Source organism: Brachybacterium phenoliresistens (assembly GCF_039530785.1).
GTDB classification, from domain to species: domain Bacteria; phylum Actinomycetota; class Actinomycetes; order Actinomycetales; family Dermabacteraceae; genus Brachybacterium; species Brachybacterium phenoliresistens.
In genome coordinates, this window is sequence record NZ_BAAAOW010000001.1 from 440,566 (window position 1) to 464,687 (window position 24,122).

Annotated in this window: 18 protein-coding genes; 7 read left to right on the top strand and 11 right to left on the bottom strand. The window is 74.6% G+C overall.

Annotated elements, in window-relative coordinates:
- Positions 1–93: 93 nt before the first annotated feature.
- Both ABD234_RS02015 and ABD234_RS02020 read left to right on the top strand, forming a co-directional pair.
- The gene (locus tag ABD234_RS02015; RefSeq protein WP_038370082.1) at positions 94–1,365 is read left to right on the top strand and encodes a GNAT family N-acetyltransferase; all 1,272 of its coding nucleotides are present in this window, start codon (positions 94–96) and stop codon (positions 1,363–1,365) included.
- 36 nt (positions 1,366–1,401) lie between these two features.
- On the top strand, positions 1,402–2,016 hold the full coding sequence (locus tag ABD234_RS02020; protein ID WP_038370081.1) for a thymidine kinase: 615 nt from the start codon (positions 1,402–1,404) through the stop codon (positions 2,014–2,016).
- Positions 2,017–2,143: 127 nt separating this feature from the next.
- On the opposite strand, the gene ABD234_RS02025 is transcribed toward ABD234_RS02020, so the two are convergent.
- Positions 2,144–2,599 carry a prolipoprotein diacylglyceryl transferase gene (locus tag ABD234_RS02025; protein ID WP_038370079.1) on the bottom strand — a complete coding sequence of 152 codons (456 nt, stop codon included), beginning with the start codon at positions 2,597–2,599 and terminating at the stop codon, positions 2,144–2,146.
- A 187-nt stretch (positions 2,600–2,786) separates the two neighbouring features.
- Here ABD234_RS02025 and ABD234_RS02030 point away from each other — a divergent pair, with 187 nt between their 5' ends.
- On the top strand, positions 2,787–6,227 hold the full coding sequence (locus ABD234_RS02030) for a bifunctional proline dehydrogenase/L-glutamate gamma-semialdehyde dehydrogenase (protein WP_344353662.1): 3,441 nt from the start codon (positions 2,787–2,789) through the stop codon (positions 6,225–6,227).
- A 62-nt stretch (positions 6,228–6,289) separates the two neighbouring features.
- Positions 6,290–7,519 carry a glycoside hydrolase family 76 protein gene (locus tag ABD234_RS02035; protein ID WP_038370078.1) on the top strand — a complete coding sequence of 410 codons (1,230 nt, stop codon included), beginning with the start codon at positions 6,290–6,292 and terminating at the stop codon, positions 7,517–7,519.
- A 105-nt stretch (positions 7,520–7,624) separates the two neighbouring features.
- On the opposite strand, the gene ABD234_RS02040 is transcribed toward ABD234_RS02035, so the two are convergent.
- The 4 genes from ABD234_RS02040 to ABD234_RS02055 all read right to left on the bottom strand — a co-directional run bounded on the left by ABD234_RS02040 (position 7,625) and on the right by ABD234_RS02055 (position 12,695).
- Complete coding sequence (locus ABD234_RS02040) at positions 7,625–9,004, bottom strand: UTP--glucose-1-phosphate uridylyltransferase (RefSeq protein WP_038370077.1); 1,380 nt, start codon at positions 9,002–9,004, stop codon at positions 7,625–7,627.
- 142 nt (positions 9,005–9,146) lie between these two features.
- Positions 9,147–10,259: a hypothetical protein gene (locus tag ABD234_RS02045; RefSeq protein WP_156954005.1), complete on the bottom strand. Its 1,113-nt coding sequence runs from the start codon at positions 10,257–10,259 to the stop codon at positions 9,147–9,149.
- Positions 10,260–10,521: 262 nt separating this feature from the next.
- Positions 10,522–11,004, bottom strand: a complete 483-nt coding sequence (locus tag ABD234_RS02050) for a hypothetical protein (protein ID WP_038370074.1) — start codon at positions 11,002–11,004, stop codon at positions 10,522–10,524.
- Between the two features lie 59 nt (positions 11,005–11,063).
- Complete coding sequence (locus tag ABD234_RS02055) at positions 11,064–12,695, bottom strand: ATP-binding cassette domain-containing protein (protein WP_051486369.1); 1,632 nt, start codon at positions 12,693–12,695, stop codon at positions 11,064–11,066.
- Positions 12,696–12,929: 234 nt separating this feature from the next.
- Here ABD234_RS02055 and metG point away from each other — a divergent pair, with 234 nt between their 5' ends.
- The 3 genes from metG (at position 12,930) to ABD234_RS02070 (ending at position 17,922) form a co-directional block, all read left to right on the top strand.
- Positions 12,930–14,753 (top strand): methionine--tRNA ligase, encoded by a 1,824-nt coding sequence (gene metG / locus ABD234_RS02060; protein WP_038370073.1) that lies wholly within the window; start codon positions 12,930–12,932, stop codon positions 14,751–14,753.
- A gap of 393 nt (positions 14,754–15,146) precedes the next feature.
- The gene (locus ABD234_RS02065) at positions 15,147–16,379 is read left to right on the top strand and encodes a Fic family protein (protein ID WP_038370072.1); all 1,233 of its coding nucleotides are present in this window, start codon (positions 15,147–15,149) and stop codon (positions 16,377–16,379) included.
- Positions 16,380–16,464: 85 nt separating this feature from the next.
- The gene (locus ABD234_RS02070; protein WP_038370071.1) at positions 16,465–17,922 is read left to right on the top strand and encodes an insulinase family protein; all 1,458 of its coding nucleotides are present in this window, start codon (positions 16,465–16,467) and stop codon (positions 17,920–17,922) included.
- Between the two features lie 3 nt (positions 17,923–17,925).
- Here the strand turns inward: ABD234_RS02070 and ABD234_RS02075 are convergent, their stop codons facing one another.
- The 6 genes from ABD234_RS02075 to ABD234_RS02100 form a co-directional block, all read right to left on the bottom strand.
- Positions 17,926–18,666: a PIG-L deacetylase family protein gene (locus ABD234_RS02075; protein WP_038370069.1), complete on the bottom strand. Its 741-nt coding sequence runs from the start codon at positions 18,664–18,666 to the stop codon at positions 17,926–17,928.
- Positions 18,667–18,738: 72 nt separating this feature from the next.
- Positions 18,739–20,091: an O-acetylhomoserine aminocarboxypropyltransferase/cysteine synthase family protein gene (locus ABD234_RS02080; RefSeq protein WP_038370068.1), complete on the bottom strand. Its 1,353-nt coding sequence runs from the start codon at positions 20,089–20,091 to the stop codon at positions 18,739–18,741.
- Positions 20,092–20,208: 117 nt separating this feature from the next.
- Positions 20,209–21,258, bottom strand: a complete 1,050-nt coding sequence (locus ABD234_RS02085; RefSeq protein WP_156954004.1) for a DUF418 domain-containing protein — start codon at positions 21,256–21,258, stop codon at positions 20,209–20,211.
- Positions 21,255–21,893, bottom strand: coding sequence for a DNA-3-methyladenine glycosylase I (locus ABD234_RS02090; RefSeq protein ID WP_038370066.1), 639 nt, complete (start codon positions 21,891–21,893; stop codon positions 21,255–21,257). Before ABD234_RS02090 ends, ABD234_RS02085 begins: the two co-directional genes overlap by 4 nt.
- Positions 21,894–21,895: 2 nt before the next feature.
- Entirely contained in the window at positions 21,896–22,765 is an 870-nt protein-coding gene (locus tag ABD234_RS02095; protein WP_038370065.1) for a siderophore-interacting protein, read from the bottom strand.
- A gap of 45 nt (positions 22,766–22,810) precedes the next feature.
- Entirely contained in the window at positions 22,811–24,010 is a 1,200-nt protein-coding gene (locus ABD234_RS02100; protein WP_051486367.1) for an NAD(P)/FAD-dependent oxidoreductase, read from the bottom strand.
- Positions 24,011–24,122 lie beyond the last annotated feature (112 nt).

Below are 24,122 nucleotides of genomic sequence, written 5' to 3' on the forward strand. Positions count from 1 at the left end.
GGCCGATGCACCGGTTGGCGGCCCCGACAGTATCTCCCACCCGATGCCCGTGCCGAGCCGGGACGCGGACCGCGCCCCCACTAGACTCCGATCATGCGCGTGCGCGATCTCGGCCCCGACGACCTCGTCCCCTTCCAGCAGCTGTGCTCCCTCGCCTTCGGCGGGAGCGTGAGCGCCACCGGCCCGGCGCCCTTCCGTCCCGGGCAGTCGCCGCTGGGCATCGACGCCCCGGGCGGGGAGGGCCTCGCCGCCGCCCTCACGGTGCGCCACGACCGCATCGCCGTCGGCGGGGGCATCGCCCCCTGCGGCGGCATCGGCGGGGTGTCGGTGCATCCGGCCCACCGCGGCGGCGGCATGTTCGCGCGCCTGATGACGGCAGCGATCGCCCGCAGCACGCAGCTCGGGCACGCCTTCTCGATGCTCTACCCCTCCAATCCGGGCATCTACCGCGCCCTCGGCTACCAGAAGGTCTCGCAGGTCGACCGCCTGGTCGTGCCGCTCGCGGACCTGCGCGGCATCCCCGCGCCCGCGGGGCTGCACCTGTCCCCCGTGACCGCCGCCGCGATGCCCGAGGTGCGCGCCCTGTACCGCGAGGTCGTCGACGCCGGGAACGGACTGCTGCTGCGCGAGGGCCCGCTGTTCGGGGAGGAGATGCCCGCCGCGCCCTGGACGGCCGTGCTGGTGCGCGACGCGGAGGGGACGGCGCAGGGCTACCTCTCCTTCGCCCGCACCCCCGACGGTCCCGCGGGCACCGGGCTGGAGGTCTTCGACCTGCTGGGGCGGCGCCGCGAGCACGTGGCCGCGCTGCTGCGCTCGCTGGCCTCGTGGTCCACGGTCACCGATGCCGCTCTGGTGCGCACCCGGCAGGACGACCCGCTGCTCGACGTGATCCCCGGCGGGCGGGTGCGCCCCGATCCGGAGGTGATCCCCCTGGTGATGATGCGGGTGATCGACACCGCGGCCGCGCTGGAGGCCCGCCCCGCACCCCACGGGCTGCACGGCAGCATCCGGCTCCGGGTCACCGATGCGACAGGTCCGGGGCCCGTCGCCGCGGCGGCCGGGGATTTCCTGGTCGGCGCGTCGGAGGGGACGGTGCACGTGCATCGCCTCGCCGATCGGGCCGAGGACGCCCCGGGCTCCCACGAGGATCCGACCCCGCCGGACGTGCGCCGCGACGAGGATCCGGGCGCCGGCGCGCCGGGCGCCCGGCTGGACATCCACGCCGCCTCGCTCCTGCTGGCGGGCGGGCGCAGCCTGGCCGATGCCCGCCGCCTGGGGCTGGCCGCGGACGCGGACCCCGCCGCGGAGGCGTTCCTCGATACCCTGCTGGCCGGCCCGCGACCCAGCGTGCTCGACTTCTTCTGACATCCCTCCCGAGACGCCCACGGAGCTCCCCCGCGCATGGCCAAGCTGCACTTCAAGTACGGAGCGATGAACTCCGGGAAGTCCGACACCCTGATCAAGACCGCCTTCAACTACGAGGAGCGGGGCCTGGCGACCCTCACCGTGAAGGCGGCGGTGGACACCAAGGGCGAGGACTGGGTGGTCGCCCGCGGCGGGGCCCGGCGCCGGGTGGACGTGCTCGTCGAGCACGGCGAGGACCTCCGCGCCCGCATCCGCGCCACCGCCGATGCGCAGGGGCTGCGCCCGCTGCACTGCGTCCTCGTGGACGAGTCGCAGTTCCTGGACCGGGAGCAGATCGACCAGCTCTACCTGGTCGCCAAGCGCGACGGGATCTCGGTGATCTGCTACGGGCTGCGCACGGACTTCCTCACCGCCGTGTTCCCGGGCTCGCAGCGCCTCTTCGAGCTCGCGGACAACTTCGAGAAGCTGCCGACGATGTGCCGCTGCGGGGCGCAGGCCGAGTTCAACTGCCGCCTGGTCGACGGCGTGCACGTCTTCCACGGCGACCAGGTCGCCATCGACGGCGCCGACGTCTCCTACGAGTCGCTGTGCGGCACGTGCTTCATGCAGGAGCAGGAACGGGCCGGGCAGCACGTGATCGGCGGCGCCTGACCGGCGGCGTGTCCGGGAGGCCCGACAGCGGGGGCGGCCCCTGCCCGGCGGCGCGACGCGGCCCCCTGCCAGGCGGCGCGACGCGGCCCCTGTCCGTGCTGGACAGGGGCCGCGTCCTGCGGGGCGCTCAGGAGCTGAGCGGCTTGTCGTCCCCGACCTCGGCGTCGCCGCCTGCCACGCCCTCGGCGTCGGCGCCGGGGGCGGCGGCCTCGCCCGACCCGAGATCGGCGGATTCCAGCCCGACGGCGGCTGCCGAGTCGTCCGGCTCCGGGGACTCGGCATCGGATGCCTCGTCGGGATCCGCGGGGCTCGCGGCGCGGCGTCCGCTGGCCTCGGAGACCTTCTCGCTGACCTTCTCCCGGACCGCAGCGGCGGCCTCGGGCGCCTTCTTCTTCGCGGTCTCGGCCGTGTCGTGCGCGGCCCGCACGACGGTCTCGCGGGCGCGCTCGGCGCTCTCGCGCACGTGCGGGTCCTCGGCCACGCGCCGCGCCCCGCGCTCGAGGGACTCGTAGGGTCCGCGTCCGAGACGGGATCCGATCACGACGCCGATGGCGATGCCGAGGATGAAGATGACCTTCTTCATGGCTGCTCCTGGGGTGCTGGGGTGGTGCTGGCCTGGCTTCTGGTTCCGACGATGCCATCGTGGCACAGGCCACAGGGAGCGGCCAGCCGCGCCTGACCGGATGGTCAGCGGAGCCCAGGATGCGGACATACGATGACGGGACCGCCTCGTCGGTGTAATCGACCCCGTCGCCCTCAGGAGCTGCCCCGTGACCGGCATCCGCCCCGACCGCCCCCGTGCCGACGTCTCCGCCGAGGCGGTGACCGAGCAGGTCCGCGCCTGGGTGCGCGCGGCTGCGCAGCATGATGTCCCTGCCCCCGCGCGGCTGCTCGCGCAGCTGCTCAAGGACCCCCGCGGGCTGGAGTTCACGGTGGCCTTCGTGGACCGGGTGATCCGGCCCGAGGATCCGCGGGCCGCGGCCCAGGAGCTCGAGCGCCTGGCCGCGGAGCCGCCGGCCTTCCTGCCCGCCCCGCTGCGCCGCATCCTCTCGCTCGGCGGGGGCGCCGCTCCGCTGCTGCCGCAGGTGGTGGTGCCCGTCGCGCAGCGCGTCTTCCGCCAGATGGTCTCCCACCTGATCCTCGACGCCCGCGATGCCCCGCTGGGCCGCTCCATCGCCCGGATGCGCGCGGACGGCACCCGGCTGAACATCAACCTCCTCGGGGAGGCCGTCCTCGGAGCCCGCGAGGCGGGGCGCCGCCTGGCCGGAGTGCGCGATCTCGTGGCGCGGCCCGACGTCGACTACGTCTCCATCAAGGTCTCCTCCATCGTCGACCACCTGTCGCTGTGGGGCGCGCAGGACACCGTCCGCCACATCGTGGAGACCCTCCTGCCGCTGTACCTGGACGCGGCCCGCGCCGAGGAGCCCACCTTCCTGAACATGGACATGGAGGAGTTCCGGGATCTCGAGCTGACCCTCCAGGTCTTCGAGCGTCTGCTGGACCGGCCCGAGCTGCTGCATCTGCGCGCCGGCATCGTCCTGCAGGCCTACCTGCCCGATGCCCTCGGGGCGATGGAGCGCCTGCGCGCCTTCGCCCGCCGGCGGGTCGCCCAGGGCGGCGCGCCGATCAAGGTGCGGGTCGTCAAGGGCGCGAACCTGGCGCTGGAGAAGGTGGACGCGTCCCTCCACGGATTCGAGCAGGCGCCGTTCCACACCAAGGAGGAGACGGACGCGCAGTACAAGCGCGTGCTGCTGGACTCCCTGCGCCCCGAGCACCTGGAGGCCGTGCACCTGGGCGTCGCGGGCCACAACCTCTTCGACGCCGCCTTCGCGCACCTGCTCATGCAGCGCCGCGGCATCGCCTCCGGGGTCGAGGGCGGGGTCGAGTTCGAGATGCTCGCCGGCATGGCGCCGGGCCAGCAGGCCGCGGTGCGCGAGAGCGTCGGCTCGATGCGCCTGTACGTCCCCATCGTCGCCCCGCAGCAGTTCGACGTCGCCGTGTCCTACCTGGTGCGCCGCCTCGAGGAGAACGCCTCCTCGGACAACTTCATGTCCGCCGTCTTCGAGCTGGACCGCTCCGAGGAGCTCTTCGCCCGCGAGGAGGAGCGCTTCCGCCGGTCCCTGGACCGTGCCCTGCGCGAGGACCCGCGTCCCACCCACCGCGACCAGGACCGGGCCCGGGAGGCGATCTCGGATCCGCCCGAGCTGGGCGGCAGCGTGCTCCCGGCCCGCCCCGGCGCCTTCGTCAACACGCCGGACACCGACATGTCCACCCCGGTGAACCAGGAGTGGGCCGAGACCATCACCCATCGGATCCGCGGCTCGCGGCTCGGGGTGGCGGAGGCCGAGGCCGCCCGCATCGGCTCCCTCGAGGACGTCGACCGGATCTGCCGCGAGGCGCTGGAGGCCCAGACCGCCTGGGCGGCACGTCCCGCCGCGGAGCGCGCCGCCGTGCTGCGGCGCGCCGCCCAGGTGCTGTCGCAGCATCGGGCGGAGCTGCTCGAGGTGGCCGCCTCCGAGACCGGCAAGACCCTCGAGCAGGGCGATCCGGAGGTCAGCGAGGCCATCGACTTCGCCCTGTACTACGCCGACCAGGCGGAGGCCCTCGCCGCGCAGTCGGAGATCGTCGCGATCCCCCGCCGCCTGACCCTGGTCACGCCTCCCTGGAACTTCCCGCTGGCGATCCCCACCGGCTCGGTGCTGGCGCCGCTGGTGACGGGCAGCGCCGTCGTCATGAAGCCGGCCCCGCAGGCCCGGCGCTGCGGCGCGGGGATCGGCCGCCTGCTGCGGGAGGCCGGGGTGCCCGAGGGCGTGCTGACCATCGTCGACGCCCCCGAGAACGAGGTGGGCCGGGCGCTGGTCTCGGACCCGCGGGTGGACCAGCTGATCCTCACCGGCGCCTACGACACCGCCGCCCTGTTCGCCTCCTGGCGTCCCGAGCTGCGGATCAAGGCGGAGACCTCCGGCAAGAACTCCATCATCGTGACCCCGCACGCCGACCTCGACCTCGCGGCGAAGGACGTGGCCGCCAGCGCCTTCGGGCACGCCGGCCAGAAGTGCTCCGCGGCGAGCCTGGTGATCACCGTCGGCTCGGTCTCCCGGTCCCGCCGCTTCGACGCCCAGCTGGCCGATGCGGTGCTCAGCCTCCACGTGGGCCTGCCCTCGGACCCGACGGCCCAGGTGGGCCCCGTCATCGAGCCCCCGGGCGAGAAGCTCGCCAAGGGCCTCGGCGAGCTCGGCCCGGGCGAGCGGTGGATCGCCGAGCCCGAGCAGCTGGACGCCGAGGGGCTGCTGTGGACGCCCGGCGTGCGCGACGGCGTGCGAGAGGGCTCGGAGTTCCACCTCACCGAGTACTTCGGCCCGGTGCTCGGCATCATCCACGCCGACACCCTCGAGGACGCCGTGCGCATCCAGAACGGCACCGCCTACGGCCTCACGGCCGGGCTGCACTCCCTGGACCCGGACGAGGTCGCCTGGTGGACCGATCACGTCGAGGCCGGGAACCTGTACATCAACCGCGGCATCACCGGGGCGATCGTGGAGCGCCAGGCCTTCGGCGGCTGGAAGCGCTCGGCCATCGGCCAGACCACCAAGGCCGGCGGCCCGAACTACCTGCTGCAGCTGGTCGACGTGGCCGATGCGCATCCGCGCCCGGACCGGGAGGCCTGGCTCGAGGAGGCCCGCGCCTCGGACCGCCGCCATCTCGCCGGCACCTTCCTGCCCCGGGACCGCCAGGACCTGCACGGCGAGGTCAACATCCTGCGCTACGTACCGGTGCCGACGGTGATCCGCGCGGCCGACGGCGCCGAGGCGACGGGGCTCGCCCGCGTGCTGCATGCCGCCGCGGCCGCCGGTGCCGATGTCGAGGTGTCCCTGGCCGATGCGGCGCTGCGCGAGACGGTCGCGTCCTCCGACCTGGCCGGGGTCGAGGTCCGGGTGGAGACCGCCGAGGAGTTCGCCGCCCGGGTGCCGCAGCTGCGGCGGATGCGGATCCGGCTGCTCGGCGAGGCCGATGCCGCACTCCACGCCGCGATCGCCGACCGGGTGGAGGTCGCCCTGTACCCCGCACCGCCCACCGTGAGCGGTCGCCTGGAGCTGCTGGCCTTCCTGCATGAGCAGGCGATCAGCGCCACAGATCACCGCTACGGCAACCCGCTGCTGCAGGAATACGACCTCACGGGCGGCGTCGGGTACTCCCGCGGACGGGCTTGAGCGCTTAAGGTGGTTCGGGCCGCACCGACGCGGCCCGAACCGCTCTCTCCCGAGGAGATCGCATGCCCCACCCGTCCCGTCCCCGTCCCCTGTCCCGCCGCGCAGCCCTGGGAGGACTCGGCGCCGCCGGGGCCCTCGCCGCCGGCGCCGGCCTGACCCCCGCTGCGGCCGCCCCGGAGCCGGAGGCCCCGGGCCTCCAGGAGGCCCGTGACCGCGCCCTGGCGGCGGTCGCCGCGCTCGAGTCCCGCTTCGCCGCGGGCGACGGCACCGACCTGCTGCACGAACACCACCCGGTGCGGGAGAACGACCCGCCCTACTCCTACGAATGGCCGCTCTCGCAGGCCCGCGCCGCGAGCAGCGAGCTCGCCCATGCCCCGGGCGCCCCGGCCTCGCTCGCGGAGCAGCTCGCCTCCCGCGACCGGGCGCAGGAGCGCTACTGGCACGCCGCCGGCGGCGACACCGGCCTGCCCGGCTACGCCTCGGCGACGGATCCCGAGCAGGGCGCGCACGGCGACTACTTCTACGACGACAACGCCTGGGTCGGGATGCTCGAGGTCGAGGAGCACCTGATCACCGACGGGGCGCGCGGCGACGTCGAGCGCGCCCTCGAGGTGTACGCCCTGCTGCGCTCGGGATGGGACGACGATCCCAGCCATCCCGCGCCCGGCGGCGTGTGGTGGGCCCAGACCGACTGGAACGACGACCGCAACACGGTCTCGAACATGCCGACCGCGAAGCTGGGGATCCGGCTGTTCCAGATCACGGGCGAGCAGGAGCACCTCGACTTCGCCCTGCGCTGCGTGGACTGGACGCGCGAGCACCTGCTCGCCCCCAACGGGCTGTTCTGGGACAACGTCAAGCTCGACGGCTCCATCGACCGCACCCAGTGGACCTACAACCAGGGCGTCCCGCTGGGCGTGGAGGCGCTGCTGTTCGAGGTCACCGGCGATGCTGCGCACCGCGACCGCTGCCTGGAGATCGTCGACGCCGTGATCGACCACTATCGGGTCTGGGAGGCCGGCGGTCCGCTGGATGCGCAGCCGGTCGCCTTCAACGCGATCCTCTGCGCGAACCTGCTGATGGCCGAGGCGATCCTCGGGTCCGACGTGCCCGGCCGGAAGATCACCGCCGCCTGCGCCGACCGCCAGTGGACCCGCCTGCGGGATCCGGAGACCGATCTGTTCCGCCGCGATCCCTCCCAGGACGGGCTGGAGCTGCTGGACCAGGCCGGTTTCGCCCGCACGCAGGCCCTCGCGGCCCTCCCCCGCCCGGTCTGGCGCCACCTGACCTGACCGGCCGCGCCGGCGCGGGCCGGCTCCTGCCGTACGGGCCGGCTGCTGCCGTGCGGGAACGCGCCGCCCGCGCGGGCCGGCCCGGGGACGGCCCGCGCGGCGGGGTCAGCCGCCGATCACGGTCCCGGCGGGGATCTCCGCCGGGTCGTCGGCGGTGACGCGCGCATCGCCCGTGGCGACGACGCCCGCGCCGAAGCGGTGATCGCCCTCGACGGTGAGGGACGCGGCCTCGCGCAGCGAGGGGACGCCCTCGGCGAAGCGCTCCTCGAAGTCGCCCACCAGCTTGTAGTGCTCGGCGTCGAGGGAGACTCCCGGGACCGTCTCGACCTGCTGGACCAGCGCCATCCGCTCGTCGAGCTCGTAGGCGTCCGAGCGCACCAGCAGCAGGTCGCTGGTGGCCTTGACCGGGAGGAAGCGCGAGCGGTCCACGACGATCGCGGTGGCGCCGTCGAAGACCTCGATCGCCGCGCCCATGGCGGATTCGATCTGGTAGACCTTCGTGCTGGTCTTGTCGGCCGGGTCGACGGTCTTCTCGTTGCGGATCAGCGGCAGGCCCATCACCCCGTCGCGCTCGGCGAGGATCGCCGCGACCTGCTCGAGGTCGAACCACAGGTTGTTGGTGTGGAAGAACGGGTGGCGGTGCTCGTCGGTGAAGAAGTGCATCTGGTCCTCGGGCGTCTGCGCGGTGTCGCGCAGGATCAGCCGGCCGTCGGACTTCCGGACCGCCAGGTGGCCGCCCTTGCGGTCCGCGGCGGTGCGGCGGCACAGCTCTGCCGCATAGGGCGCGCCGGTGCCCGCGAACCATGCGGCGATCACGGGGTTGGGGACGGTGCCGAGGTTGTCGGAGTTGGAGACCGAGGCGTAGCGGAATCCGGCGTCCAGCAGCTGCTGCAGCAGTCCCGAGGTCTGCAGGGCCGTGTAGATGTCGCCGTGGCCGGGCGGGCACCACTCGAGGTCGGGATCGGCGGGGTGCTCGACGGGCGTGAGGTCGTCGGCGCGGAGCTTGGGCTCCTTGTTCTGCAGGAAGTCCAGCGGCAGGTCGCCCACGGGCAGGTCCGGGTACCGCGAGAGGACCTCGAGGGTGTCCTCCCGGGTGCGGAAGGAGTTCATGAACACCAGCGGCAGGCGCGCACCGGTCGCGCGACGCGCGGCGAGCACCTGCTCGACGATGATCTCCAGGAAGCTCTTCCCGTCGCGGACAGGGAGCAGCGACTTGGCCCGGTCCATGCCCATGGAGGTGCCTAGGCCTCCGTTGAGGTTGATGATCGCGAGCTTGTCGAACACCTCCTTGGCGGCGAAGGGATCGATGGTCACGTCGTCGAGCTTCGGCGGGTCGAGGTAGGGCTCGATGGTCTCCTCGGGGATCGAGCCGGTGGTGCCGTCCTCGAGCTGGGCGTAGTAGTGGGAGAAGACGTCGATGGCGGTCTGCGGAACGCCGGCGTCGGTCATCTTCTGCTGTGCTGCGGCGAGGCCTTCGGTGCTCATGGGGCCAGGGTATCGGGGCTGTCGGGGGCGCGCGTCGTCGTCCCTCCCGTGCCCGGGATGCGGACCGCCCTCGCGCGCCCGCACCGCCGCCCCTCGCGCCCGCACCGCCGCCCCTCGCGCGCCTGCGCCGCGCCGCGACGGCTCACAGGCGGTCCCAGGCCGAGCCCTGCGGCGGATCGGTGACGGCGATCAGCGTCGCGTCCCCGTACGGTGCGGCGGGGTCCAGCGGCGCCTCCGCCGGCAGGACCAGGGCCCAGGCTCCGGCCTCGAGGCCGGCCCCGCGCGCCAGGTAGCCGCCGGCCGCCTGCGGTCCGAACAGCTCGGCCGATGTCAGCACCGAGCGGGCCACCTCGCCCGGCCCGGCCTCGAAGGCGCGATGGGCCCCCTCGGCCCTCGCGTAGGACGCCAGCGCCTGGCGGATGCGGGCGGCGCGCTGCGGGTCCAGGTCCGTCTCCAGGAGGATCTGCGGGCCCTCGAACCCGGAGCCCGCCGGGCGGGACGCCCCGGGATCCAGCACCTCGCACAGCACCCCGTCGCGCAGCGCCCGCTCGCTCGCGGCGCGCAGACGGGACTCGAACAGGGCCCGTCCCACCAGCCAGCACACCGGCGCGGCGAGCACCAGGCCGAGGCACAGGACCCAGGCCGCGACCGCCGTCGGCCCCTGGGCCATGAGCGCGTCCATCCGCCCGGGCCGGACCACGAGCACCAGTCCGAGGACGAGGCCGGGCAGCAGGAGCACGAGGGCGCGCAGGTGGTATCCGGTGATCCGGGGGCTCAGGTGCGCCGCGACCTCCTCGAGGGTGTCCAGGCGCGGAGGGCACGGCCGGGCGGCGCGCCCCGCCGTGAGCTCGGGGCCGTCCGCGACGGCGGCGGCCGCCCAGGCCGCCGCGGGATCGCCGGGCCAGCTGCGGGGAGTGCGCGGTGCGCGATGCGCTCCGCCGTGGGGTGCCCGGGCGGGTTCGACCACGGCCGGCACCGGAGCGCGGTGGCGCCGGCGCGCCGGGGCGGCGTCGTGGTCGACGGCGCCCTCCTCGACCTCCGCCCCGCCGCGCACGGCCGCCTGGGCATCGGAGGTCCGAGGATCGGGCGCCTGAGCATCGGAAGACCGAGCACCGGAGGCCTGAGCATCGGAGGCCCGAGCATCTGAGGCCTGGGATTCGGGCGTCCGACCATCGAACTCCCGGGCATCGGGCGCGAGGGGGCCGATGCCCGGGATCTCGGGCGTGCGGGGATCGGCCGCCGGCTGATCGGACACCGGCTGATCGCCCCTCGGGCGCGCGGCGGCCCGAGGGGCGGCCGGGGTCGGGTCGGCGCGGTCGGCAGCGGCCTCGGCGATGAGATCCCGCGGCCGCGAGGTCCGGTAGCGGGCGGTCACCGCCGGCTGCCGCCGCGCGGCCCGCCGGCCGCGCCCGGCGCTGCGACCGTGCTCGTCCATCGGCGATCACCCCTGATCGGATCGGTGCCTTCGTGCCGACCAGTATGGTCCGCGCGCGGCCCCGCCGCCGGGGAATCGGGGCTCAGTCCCCGAAGGCCTCCGGCCAGTCGAGCTGCCCGGCCTCGACCCATTCGACGATCCCGCTGGGTCGTTCGGGATCGGAGGCGAAGTCCTCGACCACCCGGAACGCCTTGTGCCCGGGGATGCAGGTGCCCAGCGGCACGTGCGCCTGGTTCTCCTTCTGCTGGAAGACCTGCAGCATCTCCTGGCGGCCGACGCTCAGCAGGAGGGGGCGGGCCACGCCGTCCTTCTCCGGTCGCTGCCAGGACAGAGAGAAGCCGCGCCGCGGGATGTGCTCGTAGCTCAGGCTCGCCCCGTGCGGGCGCAGCGGGAGCGGACGGATCACGTCGCTGTCCTTGGGCGTGGCCGACATGAGCACGCTGTCGTCCTCGAGCGCGTCCTCGCCGCCGAAGAAGGCGCGCAGCTCGGCGACGTCGTACTCGTGGCGGCCGGGCGCCGAGGCGGCTCCCGGGAGGTAGATCTGGCTGGTGTGCACGCGGGGCATGGATTTCCTCGGGGATCGGGCGGGGACGGCGCGGGACGGACGTCGGTGGCGGAAGTCTGTCATCCGCGCGGCCCGGGAGGGCTGCTCGTCTGCCCGAGTTCCCCTTCTGTGACCTGGCGGCGCGGCCACGTGGACAGGACCTCCAGCAGATGCCGATCGTGCGTGGCGAGCACCACCGCGGCGGGGTGGTCGGCGAGGGCCGCGACCAGGTCGTCGACGCCGGCCGGCCCCAGGTGGTTGGTGGGCTCGTCCAGCAGCAGCACGTCGGGGCGCTCGGCGAACAGGCGGGCGAGCTCCCGGCGCCGCCGCTCCCCCGGGCTGCCCGGCGCGTCCTGCGCCGCCGCCTCCGGGCCGCGGTGCGCCGCCGCCTCCGGGCCGCGGTGCGCCGCCGCCTCCGGGCCGTGCTCCTGCCGCAGCTCGCCGATGCGGGCACCGCCGAGCACGCGCACCTCCCCCTCGTCCGGGGCGATGCGGCCCGAGAGCAGGCCGAGGGCGGTCGACTTCCCGGCCCCGTTGGGGCCGACCAGCAGGAGCCGGTCCCCGCCCGCCAGGCGCAGGTCCAGCCCCTGCAGCCGCGGCCGCGGTCCGTCTCCCCGCACGCCCGCTCCGTCCGCGCGCAGCAGCGGGGCCCCTGCCCGCGTCCCCGAGGGCGCGAGGACCAGCCGGGCCGGCGGCGGAGGGACGTCGAGCCGATGCTCCTCGAGGCGGGCGATGCGCTCGTTCATCGCCCGCACGACCCCGGGGGCGCGGGAGGCGCGCTGATGCCGGCCGGTGCCCTTCTCGGGCCTCCACCCGGTGGTCAGCCGGTCCCGGGCACGCTGCGCCTGCTCGGCAAGGCGCCGCTGCTCGTCCTGCTGACGGGCGTAGGCGTCCTCCCAGGCGGCCCGGGCTCGGCGGCGCTCGGCACGCCACGTCCCGATGCCGCCGCCCACCTGCAGCGGGATGCCGCCGGCGGTGGGGTCCAGGTCCAGGAACGCGGTGGCGACCTCGGCCAGCAGGGTGCGGTCGTGGGAGACGAGGACGGCCGCCCCCTCGTGCTCGTGCAGGGCCCGGGCCAGGTGATCGAGGCCGCGGTCGTCCAGATGGTTGCCGGGCTCGTCCAGCAGCAGCAGATCCTCGCGGGCCGCGAGCACCCCGGCCAGGCGGATGCGGTACCGCTGGCCCACGGAGAGCTCGCCGAGCCGTCGCTGCGGCGGGTGGACGGCCCCGAGCTCCTCGAGGGCGACCTCCAGGCGCCGCGGCGCGTCCCAGGCATCGAGCCGGGTCGCCTCGGCGAGGGCGTCGTCGTACCGGGCGGCGGCCGCGGCCGAGGCGTCCTCGACGAGGGCGAGGGCCGCGGCGTCGAGCTCGTCGAGGGCGGCTCGGGGCCGGGACAGCAGCTGCGCCGTGAGATCGCCGACGGTGCGCCGGCGCGCATCGGCCGTGAGGGCCGGGAGCGTCTGGCGCACCAGGGCGAGGCTCCCGTGGCGCTCGATGGTGCCCGCGTCGGGATCGCGCAGCCCGGCGAGGGTCTCGAGCAGGGTCGTCTTGCCGCGGCCGTTCTCGCCGACGACGGCGAGGCGCCGTCCCGCGGGGACCGTGCAGGTCAGCCCCTCGAGCAGGACGCGGCCGTCGCGGACGAGCCGCAGGTCATCGGCCCGAAGGTGGGCGGAGCGGTGCGAGGGCAGAGAGGAACGGAGGGTGGTGGACATGGGGGTGCCTTCCCGGGCGCCGGAGCGATGGACGGAGCGGGAGGCGGCAGGACGATCTGGGGGTGCGGCCGCCTCAGCGGCGCACGCGGGGCCGCGCGAGGGCGGAGATCACGGATCTGGTCGTCATGGCCGCGACGCTATCCGGCCGCCGCGCCCGGGTGCATCCGATTTTCCTCGGCGGCGCGGCCGGAGCCGTGCGCGAGGCCCCGCCGCGAGTCCGTAGACTGGTCCACCATGAGCACAGTCCTGTCCGCGGTCGCCTGGCCGTACGCCAACGGTCCCCGCCACATCGGCCATGTCGCCGGGTTCGGCGTCCCCTCCGACGTCTTCTCGCGGTACATGCGCATGGCGGGCCACGACGTGCTCATGGTCTCGGGCACCGACGAGCACGGGACCCCGATCCTCGTCGCCGCGGACTCCGAGGGCATCTCGGCCCGCGAGCTGGCCGATCGCAACAACCGCGTGATCGTCGAGGACCTCGTCCAGCTGGGACTGTCCTACGACCTGTTCACCCGCACCACCACCCGCAACCACTACGCCGTGGTGCAGGAGATGTTCGTGGCGGTGCACGAGAACGGCTACATGATCGAGAGGACGACCAAGGGCGCGATCTCGCCGTCCACGGGCCGCACCCTTCCGGACCGCTACATCGAGGGCACCTGCCCGATCTGCGGGGCCGGCGGCGCCCGCGGCGACCAGTGCGACACCTGCGGCAACCAGCTCGACCCCACCGACCTCATCGATCCCGTCTCCCGCATCAACGGGGAGACGCCGGAGTTCGTCGAGACGACGCACTACTTCCTGGACCTGCCGGCGCTGGCCGGCGAGCTGGGCCGCTGGCTCGACGAGCGCGAGGCCACCGGCCTGTGGCGCCCCAACGTGATCCGCTTCAGCCAGAACATCCTCGAGGACATCCGCCCCCGCGCGATGACCCGGGACATCGACTGGGGCATCCCGGTGCCGGGCTGGGAGGACCAGCCCACCAAGCGCCTGTACGTGTGGTTCGACGCGGTGATCGGCTACCTCTCCGCCTCGGTGGAGTGGGCGCGCCGCCAGGGCGATCCGGACCTGTGGCGCAAGTGGTGGAACGACCCGGAGGCCCTGTCCTACTACTTCATGGGCAAGGACAACATCGTCTTCCACTCGCAGATCTGGCCGGCGGAGATGCTCGCCCAGAACGGCAAGGGCGACAAGGGCGGGGAGCCGGGCGCCTTCGGCGAGCTGAACCTGCCCACCGAGGTGGTCTCCAGCGAGTTCCTCACCATGGAGGGCAAGAAGTTCTCCAGCTCCAAGGGCGTGGTCATCTACGTCCGCGACGTCCTGTCGCGCTACCAGCCCGATGCGCTGCGCTATTTCATCTGCGCCGCCGGCCCCGAGAACCAGGACGCGGACTTCACCTGGGAGGACTTCGTCTCCCGCACCAACAACGAGCTCGTCGCCGGCTGGGGCAACCTCGTCAACCGCACGGCCGCGATGATCGCCAAGAACGTCGGGGAGATCCCGGCGGCCGGCGAGCTGACCGATCGCGACCGCGAGCTGCTGGGGACCATCGGCCAGGGCTTCTCCACCGTCGGCGAGCTGATCCGCACCCACCGCCAGCGCGCGGCGATCGCCGAGGCGATGCGCCTGGTGAGCGAGGCCAACCGCTACGTCTCGGAGACCGAGCCGTTCAAGATGAAGTCCGAGGAGCAGCGTCCGCGCCTGCTCACGGTGCTGCACGTCCTGGCCCAGGCCGTCACGGACCTCAACACGATGCTCGCCCCCTTCCTGCCGCATTCGGCCAACCAGGTCGAGAAGGCCCTCGGCGGCGACCGCGTGATCGCGCCGCTGCCGCGCATGGAGGAGGTCGAGGACCTCGACGGCGGTCCTGCGTACCCGATCATCACCGGGGACTACTCCGGGACCCCGGCCTGGGGCCACCGCCCCGTCACCGTGGGCGCTCCCGTCGCGAAGCCCACGCCGATCTTCACCAAGCTGGATCCGAAGATCGTCTCCGAGGAGCTGGAGCGCCTGGGCATCGGCGAGGGGGACGCGGACGGCGAGGACGCCGCCCGCTGACCCTGCGCACGCCCGCCCGCGCTGCGGGCACGCGCCGCGCGCCGGGCTCCGGGCTCCCCCGCACCCCGGGCGCCCCTCGCTCCGGTGTCCCTCGCACCCCAGGCGCTCGCACTCCTTCGCGAGATGTCATTCTGCGTCGCGTGAACCCCCGTTCACGCGACGCAGAATGACATCTCGCGGGCGCCGACGATGGGGCCGGACGGTGGGACCCCGAGCGCGCCGGATGGAGAGACCCCGAGCGCGCCCCGGAAAGCCGGGCCCCGAGCACGCGCCGCGCGAGGGACGCCGCGCCAGCAGCCCGGAGGGCGCAGGACGACGCACCGCGCACCGGAAGCGTGACTCGCCGCCCCCACTGATCACACTTTCGCAAAAAGTGTTACTAGACTGGGGCGCATGGTCACGCTTCCTCCGCCGGCCGTCCTGCCGCTGCCCGTCCCCGCCGTGGGGCGGCGCCCCGGCACGTGGCGGGTGCCCGAGGACGGCCTGACCTCACGGGCCGCCCGCGCCCGCGGCACCGGGGCCTACGAGGCGACCGTCCCCGCGCCCCTGGCAGATCTCGCCCTGGCGCTGCCCTCGGACCTCGCCGCGGACGTCGCCGATGCGGAGGCGGCCCTGGTCGCCTTCGACGCCCACAGCGCGGCGGTGCTGGGCCCGGACAGCCAGGCCATCGGCCCGATGAGCTCGGTGCTGCTGCGCACCGAATCCGCCTCCTCCTCGCAGATCGAGGACCTCACCGTCGGGGCCCGCCAGCTGGCGCTGGCCGAGCTCGAGGAGTCCTCCAGCGCCAACGCCCTCACCGTCGTCGCCAACGTGCGCACCATGGAGGCGGCGCTGCGCCTGGCGGACCGGCTCGACCTCGATGCGATCCTGCAGATGCACGCGGAGCTGATGGCCTCCCCGCAGGCGCCTGACGGCGGGCGGCTGCGGGAGCAGCTGGTGTGGGTGGGACGCAGCGGAGCCAGCCCCCGCGGCGCCGCGCACATCGCCCCCGAGGCCGAGGACGTCCCGGCGGCTCTCGCGGATCTCGTCGCCTTCATCGGCCGCGAGGATCTGCCGGTGCTGGTCCATGCCGCGATCGCGCACGCCCAGTTCGAGACGATCCACCCCTTCACCGACGGGAACGGCCGCACCGGGCGGGCCCTCGTGCACGCCATGATCCACGGGAAGAGCCTGGTCACCCGGACCACCGCGCCGGTCTCCGCGGGACTTCTCACCGACCTCGAGGGCTACGTCGCCTCCCTGGAGGCGTTCCGCGCGGGGGATGCCCGCCCGGTGGTCGAGGAGTTCGCCGGCGCCGCCCGCTACGCCGCTGCGACCGGCGGGACCCTGGTCGACGACCTCGCCGAGCAGCTCGAGGTCTCGCGGGAGCGGCTGGGCGGCCTGCGGCGGCACGCCTTCGCCTTCCGCCTGCTGCCGCTGCTGGTGGGGCAGCCGATCGTGAACGCCGCCTTCGTCCGCGAGGCGCTGGGCACCAGCGCCATGACGGCGCAGCGCGCCCTCGCGCAGCTGACCGAGGCGGGCGTCCTCACCGAGCGCACCGGTCGCAGCCGCGGCCGCGTGTGGCAGCACACCGGGATCCTCGCGGTGCTGGACGAGTACGCGGAGGCGGTGCGGCGGGCAGGCTGAGCCGCAGCAGCCGGCCCTCCGGTCCGGCGGGGCCGCCCTCCCGGACACCCCTCCGAGGACGGCGCCGGCGTGCGACGATGCGGCCATGATCCGAACCTCCCTCGACGGGGTGCCGGTCCTCATCACCGAGGCACCGGGACTGCTGCGCGCATCCCTCGTCTTCCGCGCCGGAGCGTCCATGGCGACCTTCCGCGACCAGCAGGTGCCGCACCTCGTGGAGCATCTGGTGCTGTCGGAGGTGACGCGCGGTGCCCACGAGATCAACGGCAGCGTCACCGGACAGACGCTGCGCTTCGACGTGGCCGGCACGCCCTCCGAGGTGGCCCGCTTCCTCCAGGAGGTCTGCGCCCGGATCCGGGACCTGCCCGCACATCGCCTGGAGCACGAGGCCAGGATCGTCACCATCGAGGCGTCCTCCTGCGTGCACCCCGCGCTGGGGTCGATGGCGGTGACCCGGTACGGCATGCGAGGACCGGGGCTCGTCGGCGTCGGAGGCGTGCCCGCCTCCGAGACCTCGTTCGCCCGGATCGAGACGTTCGTGCGCCGCTTCCTTGTCCGCGGCAATGCGGCGCTGTCCCTGACCGGGCCCCTGCCCGAGGGGCTGCGCCTGGACCTGCCCGAAGGGCCGCCGGCCGACGATCCGCGCCCGGCCGCACCCATCTGGGAGCTGCCGATGCTGCTGCGCGAGGAGTCCCCCGCGGTCTGCTTCTCGATCGAGGTGCCCGATGACGAGTCCGGCCTCGTGCTGCAGGAGGTTCTCCTGGCGCGCCTGCGCGAGACGCTCCGGCACGACCGAGGCCTCGCCTACGGGGTCGAGTGCGATCTGACCTGGGCGCCGGAGGGGAAGGTGCTGGTGGGCATCGTCGTCGACGGGGATGCCCAGCGCACCGACGAGATCGCCCAGCACTCCTATCGCGTCCTGCAGGACCTCGCCGCGACAGGCCCCTGCGCCGAGGAGCTCGAGCTGGTGCAGGAGAGGATCGCCCGCATCTTGCGGGAACCGGCATCGGCCCCGGACTTCCTGCTCGACCAGGCCGTCGGCCTGCTGCGCGGCAGTGAGCCCCGCACGGCGGACGAGGTCGAGAGCGCGGTGCGGGCGGTGAGCGCGCCCCAGCTGCAGGAGATGACGGACCGCGGGCTCCGCACCCTGGTCATGGTCGTCCCCGGCGACCCGGAGGAGGATCCGGACCATCCGCTGCTGCCGGGGATCCCCGACCGCTCCTGCGAGGTCTTCGACGACGAGGAGGAGGTGTCCGGCCGCACGTTCTCCCGCCGTCTCCTCACCGGCGCGCCGTGGGACCTGCGGGTCCGGGCCGGCGAGCAGGGCATCAGCGTGCGGGTGGCCGGTGCGGTGCGCGCGGTCGCCTGGGACGACCTCGTGGGCATCGCGGCCCGCGGGGACGCGCGCGACCTGATCCCCGAGCACGGCGGCGAGTTCACGATCTGGACCGGGGACCTGCGCCACGGTCGTGCGCTGCGCGAGCTGATCGACTCCCGCCGCCCGGACCTCCTGTTCACCCCGGAGGACGTCGACGAGGAGTGATCCTCACGTGCTTCCGCCGAGGCCGCCCAGGTCGTGCACGCGGAAGGTCACGGCATGCTCGGTCCCCGCGGCCTCCCCGCCGGCGCGCAGGATCGGGGGGATGAGGTCCTCGGGCGCGGGATGGCCGGAGACGTGCTCGAGATAGGCGGCGTGGCAGTGCAGGGACGCCACGGCGGTGTCGACGTCGGCCGCGGAGACCGGCTTGGCGTGGGTGGGCCGTTCGTGCCCGACGATGAGCAGGGCGCGGGCGCTCCACGGCGCGAGCCCGGCGGTGCCGAGCTCGCGGAACACCCACGGGTTCGCGGCGTCGCGCACGCCGTCGACCGCGGCGAGGCCGGTGGCCCGATGGTCGGCCTGGTTCAGCCCGCCGTAGGCCTCGAGGTCGAAGTTCGCCGTGAGCACGAGGTCGGGGCGCAGGTCGCGGACGGTGCGCGCGACGTCTCGGCGCAGGTCGAGGCCCGGTTCGAGCATCCCGTCGGGATGGCCGAGGATCCGCAGCTCGCCCACGCCCACCGTGTCGCAGGCGGCGCGCTGCTCCCGGGCCCGCAGCGGGGCGATGACCTCGGGGGCCTCCGCCATGCCGGCCTCCCCCGCGGTCATGAGCAGGTACGACACGCGCACCCCGGCCTGCGTCCAGGCGTGGACCGCGGCGGAGGCGCCGTACTCCATGTCGTCGGGGTGGGCGACGATGCACAGCACCGACCGGATGTCGTCCTCGGGCAGGGGCGGAAGGTGATCGGACATTCTCGGGCTCCTCCGGCGTCGGCGGCTGCTGCCGCTCCGACGCTACTCCGCCGGACGCGCCGACGGGAGGGTTCAGGCGCCGACGGTCGAGACCTCCGGGCTCGGCGCGGGCTCGGACACCGCGACCGCGGCCGCTGCCGAGAGCGCCTGCTCGAGATCGGCGAGGAGGTCGGCCGGGTCCTCGAGGCCGATGGACAGCCGCACCGTCCCCTCCGTGACGCCGCACGCCGCGAGCTGGGCCGGGGTCAGGTGGCAGTGGGTGGTGCTGCCGGGGTGGACGGCGAGGGAGCGGGAGTCGCCGATGTTCACGGCGAGGGTGATCAGCTCGAGGGCGTCCAGGAAGGCCTCTGCGGCCTTCTCCCCGCCGGCGAGGTCGATGGCGAAGACGCCGGAGGTGCCGCGCGGGAAGTCGCGCCGGGCGATATGGGCATCGGGCCGGCCCGGAGAGGAGGGGTGGTGCACCCGCGTGACCAGGGGGTGCTCGCGCAGCGCGGCGGCGAGGTGCGCGGTGCTCGCGCAGATGCGATCCATGCGCAGGTCGAGGGTCTCGATGCCGGTCAGCAGCAGGGACGCGCTGGCGGCCGGCAGGGAGGCGCCGAAGTCGGTGAGGTACTTGGCGCGGGCGTAGGCGAGGTAGCCCGAGCCGCCGCGCTCGTACTCGTCGGCGAAGGTCACGCCGAAGCGCTCGTTGTGTCCGGTGATGCGGGGGAACAGCTGCGGACATCGGCGCGGGTCGAAGCGCCCGGTGTCCACGACGATCCCGGCCAGGGCCGCGCCGTGCCCGCCGAGGTACTTGGTGGCGGAGTGGATGACGACGTCGGCGCCCAGGGCGCCGGGGCGCAGCAGGGCGGGGCTCGCGACGGTGTTGTCGACCACGAGCACGGCGTCGCGGGCGTGGGCGATCTCCGCCAGGGCGGCGATGTCGGCCAGCTGGGCGCCCGGGTTCGCGATGGACTCGACGAACAGCACGCGGGTGCGGTCGGTGAAGGCGGCGGCGACGGCCTCGAGGTCCCAGGGGTCCGCACCGGTCCAGGTGGCGCCGAAGTCGGCCAGGGAGTCGTCGAAGAACTCGACCGTTCCCCCGTACAGGCGGGTGGCGGCGACGAGGTGGTCCCCGGGGGTGAGGAGCCCCAGCACGCCCACGGCGACGGCGGCCTGCCCGGAGGCGACGGCGATCGCGCCGATGCCGCCCTCGAGCTCGGCGACGCGACGCTCGAGCACGCAGGTGGTGGGGTTGCCCGAGCGGGAGTAGGCGTAGCCGTCGCGCTTGCGGGCGAAGAGGTCCTTCAGCTGCTGGAAGGACTCCGCCGCGTAGGCGGTGGTGGAGTGGACGGGCACGGCGATGGACCGGTGCGGGCCCTCCGGCTCGTATCCGGCATGGGTCTGCGCGGTGCTCGAGTACCCGTTGCTGACCGACGTGCTCATGGGGACCTCCCGCGGCGAGTGCTGATGGACGATTCATCGTGCGTCGCCCGGGCGCCGCAGCCCAAGGAATGTGTCCTCGTGTGGCTCCCGACCGGCACCTGGGGCCGATGCTCCTGCTCAGCGCGCCGATGCCCCCTCGCGGGAGCGAAGGCGGAGCGCGGCGCTCTCGGCGAGGCCCACGAGGCCTTCGAGGGGGCCGCGGGCGGTGGTGGCCCGCGCCGCGAACCGCCGCCACAGCGCGACCAGGAGGGCCCCGGCCAGCAGGAGGCCCAGGAGCATCGGCCAGGAGTCGTCCCGCCGTCCGTCGGCGAGGACCGAGTACGCGTGGAGCACCACGACCTGCCCCGTGTACAGGCTCAGCGACATGGTCCCCGGCAGCGCGAGCAGGCCGAGAGCGCGCGGCGCGAGATCGGCCGCGCCCCAGCACAGCAGCAGCACGCCCGCGGCCCCGGCGAGATCGCCGGTGATCTCGGCGGGGGTGCCGCCGTAGGCGTGGACCGCGAAGATCCCCAGCAGGTTCGGGGCGATCACGAGGGCGGCGAACGCGCCGAGCGCTCCGGCGCCCGCGAGGAGGACGGGCCCGGCTCCGCGCGGCCGGGAGGTCAGGAGGCGGATCAGCAGGATGCCCGTGAGCGCGCAGGCGGCCATCGCGGCGAGACGGTACGGGCCCTCCCCGCCGGCGAGCGCGAGGGCGCGGACCGGCAGCGCGCCGATCGGGGTGTCGGCCCCGGCCCCGGCGAGGGCGGCGCGGTGCAGCATCGGCAGCAGGCATGCCGCGGCGAGCACGAGCGGCAGCAGCCCGGCCAGGGTGCGGGTGCGGCCGCGGACCAGGGGGATGCACAGCGCCGTCAGCACCCCGAGGTGCACCAGCACGATCACCACCTGCGCCGAGGACCGGGCGAGCACGGCCCCCACGACGATCAGGCACAGCGCCCGCACCAGGGATCGCAGCGCCCGGTGCGGGCGCGCCCCGTCCTCCCCCAGCTGGGCGCCCGCGCCCACGAGCAGGGCGAACAGCGGCGCGGTGAGGAACTCCGAGACGAGCAGGATGCGGCCGGGCCCGTCGCCCGGCGCGACGTGGGCGATCACCATCAGCACGAGCGCCGCGGTGCGGGCCAGGTCCACGCCGATCCGCCGGGCGGGAGCCGCCGCCCGGGCGCTGCTCACTCCCACACGCCGGAGCTGCCGCGCCGGTGGGAGCCGACCAGATGGGTGTCGACGATGCCCAGCGCCTCCATCAGGGCGAACATCGTGGTGGGGCCGACGAAGCGGAATCCCCGGCGGCGCAGCTCCTTCGCCAGCGCCGCGGACTCGGGGCTCGTGGTCGGCACCTCGGCGGCGCGGACCGGTCGCGGGGTCCGGGCGGGCCGGTAGGACCACACGAGGTCGGCGAGGGTCGAGCCGGCGGGCAGGTCGCCGGCGGCGCCGAGACCCTCCTGGGTGCGCAGCGCGATGGCGGCGCGGGCGTTGGAGATGGTCGCCTCGATCTTGCCGCGGTGGCGGATGATCCCGGCATCGGCCAGCAGGCGCTCGACGTCCTGCGCGCCGAAGGCGGCGACGGCGTCGACGTCGAAGCCGGCGAAGGCGCGCCGGAACCCCTCGCGGCGTCGCAGGATCGTCGCCCAGGAGAGGCCGGACTGGAAGCCCTCGAGGCTCAGCCTCTCGAACACGCCCTGCTCGGTGCGCACGGGCATGCCCCACTCGGTGTCGTAGTACTCCCGCAGGTCGTCGTGGCGGCAGGCCCACAGGGGGCGGGACAGCCCGTCCTCGCCGACGACCAGGTCCGGGCTGGGAGGCTCCACCCTCAGTCGTCGATCTGGCCGACGGGCTCGCGCTTCTCGGCCTGGAACTGGTCCTCGACGCGTCCCAGGGCCCAGTAGGCGCTGATGGAGATGCTCTCGCGGGGGATGCCGAGCTCCTTGAGCTCGCGGCGGATCTGCTTGATGACGCCGCGCTCGCCGTGGGCGAAGACCTGGATGCCCGCCGGGTCGGGCAGCTCGAGCAGACGCAGCTGCGCCAGCAGCAGCTCCCGCTCGCCGATCAGCCAGTGCACCTCGAAGCCCTCCGGGGCGGAGATCTGCTGGCAGTCGCTGTCGTGGTCGAGGTGGATCAGGGCGAAGCCCTGCGCGTCCGCCGGCATCGCCTCGATCGCGCGGACCATGGCCGGCAGGGCGCTGTGGTCGCCGAGCAGCAGGTGGAAGGCGGAGTCGGGCTGCGGGGAGTACCCGCCGCCGGCGCCCATCATCGCGATGCGGTCCCCGGGCAGGGCCTCGTCGGCCCAGCGGGCGGCGATGCCGGCGTCCTCCCCGGTGCCGTGCAGCACGAAGTCGATCTCGACGAAGCCGGCCTCCAGGTCCCACCGGCGCACGGTGTAGGTGCGGCGGGCGGGCAGCAGCTCGGGGCTGTGCTCGCGCAGGCCCTCGAGGTCGTAGGGCGGGAGCAGGCCGCTGCCGGGGGCGGCGATGAGCAGCTTCACGTAGCTGTCGGTGGCGTCGTTGTAGCGCAGGTCCGCCAGGCCGTCCCCGCCCAGGCGCACCCGCACCATCTGCGGGCTCACCCGTTCCTTGCTGATCACCTCGAGGACCGCCTGGGGCCTGCTGGGGCGCTCGCGACCGGCGGGCTTCTCGGGCGCCGGGGCGGCGACGGGTGCTGTGGTGCTGCTGGCGTCGAACATGTCATCGACCCTACGGGAATGAGCTGTGGATCTCTATGGAGAGCCTTACCTCATGGACACGCGGGGGCCGATGTGCCTCGGTGCGTCCCCGAGGCGGCGCGCGAGGGCCGCGGCGGCCGCCCGCCCGGCCCGGTTCGCGCCGATGGTCGAGGAGCTGGGGCCGTACCCGACCAGGTGGATGCGCGGCTCGCCGGCCACCTGCGTGCCCTCCATGCGGATGCCGCCGCCCGCACCGCGCAGGCGCAGCGGGGCCAGGTGGCCGAGGTCCGCGCGGAAGCCGGTGGCCCAGAGGATCACGTCCGTCGGGACGAGGGTCCCGTCGGCCTCGATCACGCCCTCGGGCACGATGCGCGAGAACATCGGCCGCCGCCGGAGGGCGCCGCGGGACTGCGCGGCACGCAGGGCGGGGGTCCAGGGCAGCCCCGTCACGGAGACGACGCTGCGCGGGGGCAGTCCCTGGCGCACCCGCTCCTCGACGGCGGCGACGGCGGCGCGCCCCTGCACCTCGGGGGTGAAGGGGCCCTCCCGGAAGTCCGGCTCGCGCCGGGTGTACCAGCGCGGCTGCGGCGCGCCGACCTCAGCGGCCGCCGCGCTGATCTCCGCGAGGAACCCGGTGGCGCTGATCCCTCCGCCGACGACGGCGACCCGGGCACCGACCAGCTCCTGCGCCCCGGGATAGTCGACGGTGCGCAGCTGCCGGCCGGCGAAGGTCGCCGCCCCGGGCAGGTGGGGGACGAAGGGTCGGCGCCAGGTGCCGGTGGCGTTGATGATCGCGCGGGCGCGGATCGGGGCGAGCTCCTCCCCCGCCGCCGGGCCCGATCCGCCGCGCCGGGTGCGCAGCACCAGCGTCCCCTCCGGCCCCGCCCCCGGGTCCTCCTCCTGGACGGAGACGACCTTGACGGGACGCTCGATCGGCAGCTCGCGGCGGCGTTCGAAGGCGGCGAAGTAGGCGGGCACGGCGAGGGCGGCGGGCGCCTCGGGATCCACGGGGTCCAGCACCTGGTCCGGCAGCTCGGTGATGCCGTTGACGGTGCGGAGGGTCAGGCTGTCCCAGCGGTGGCGCCAGGCGCCGCCGGGCCCGTCCTCGGCGTCGAGCATGATCAGCGTGCGCGCGGCGCCCTGCTCCTGCGGGGCCCGTCCCGACGGGACCTGCCCGGCGGGGGCGAATCCGCGGCGCAGCAGATGGTGCCCGGCGGTGATGCCGGCCTGGCCCGCGCCGATCACCACGACATCCGCCTCGCGCATGGGTGCGCCGCCTCCTCTCCGTGCTCGGGGCGGCGCGCCGCGCGCCGCATCCCCTGCAACCCGGGCGCCCCGCGGCCCTGTTCCCGGCTGACGCACGGGTCACGTCCGGGGC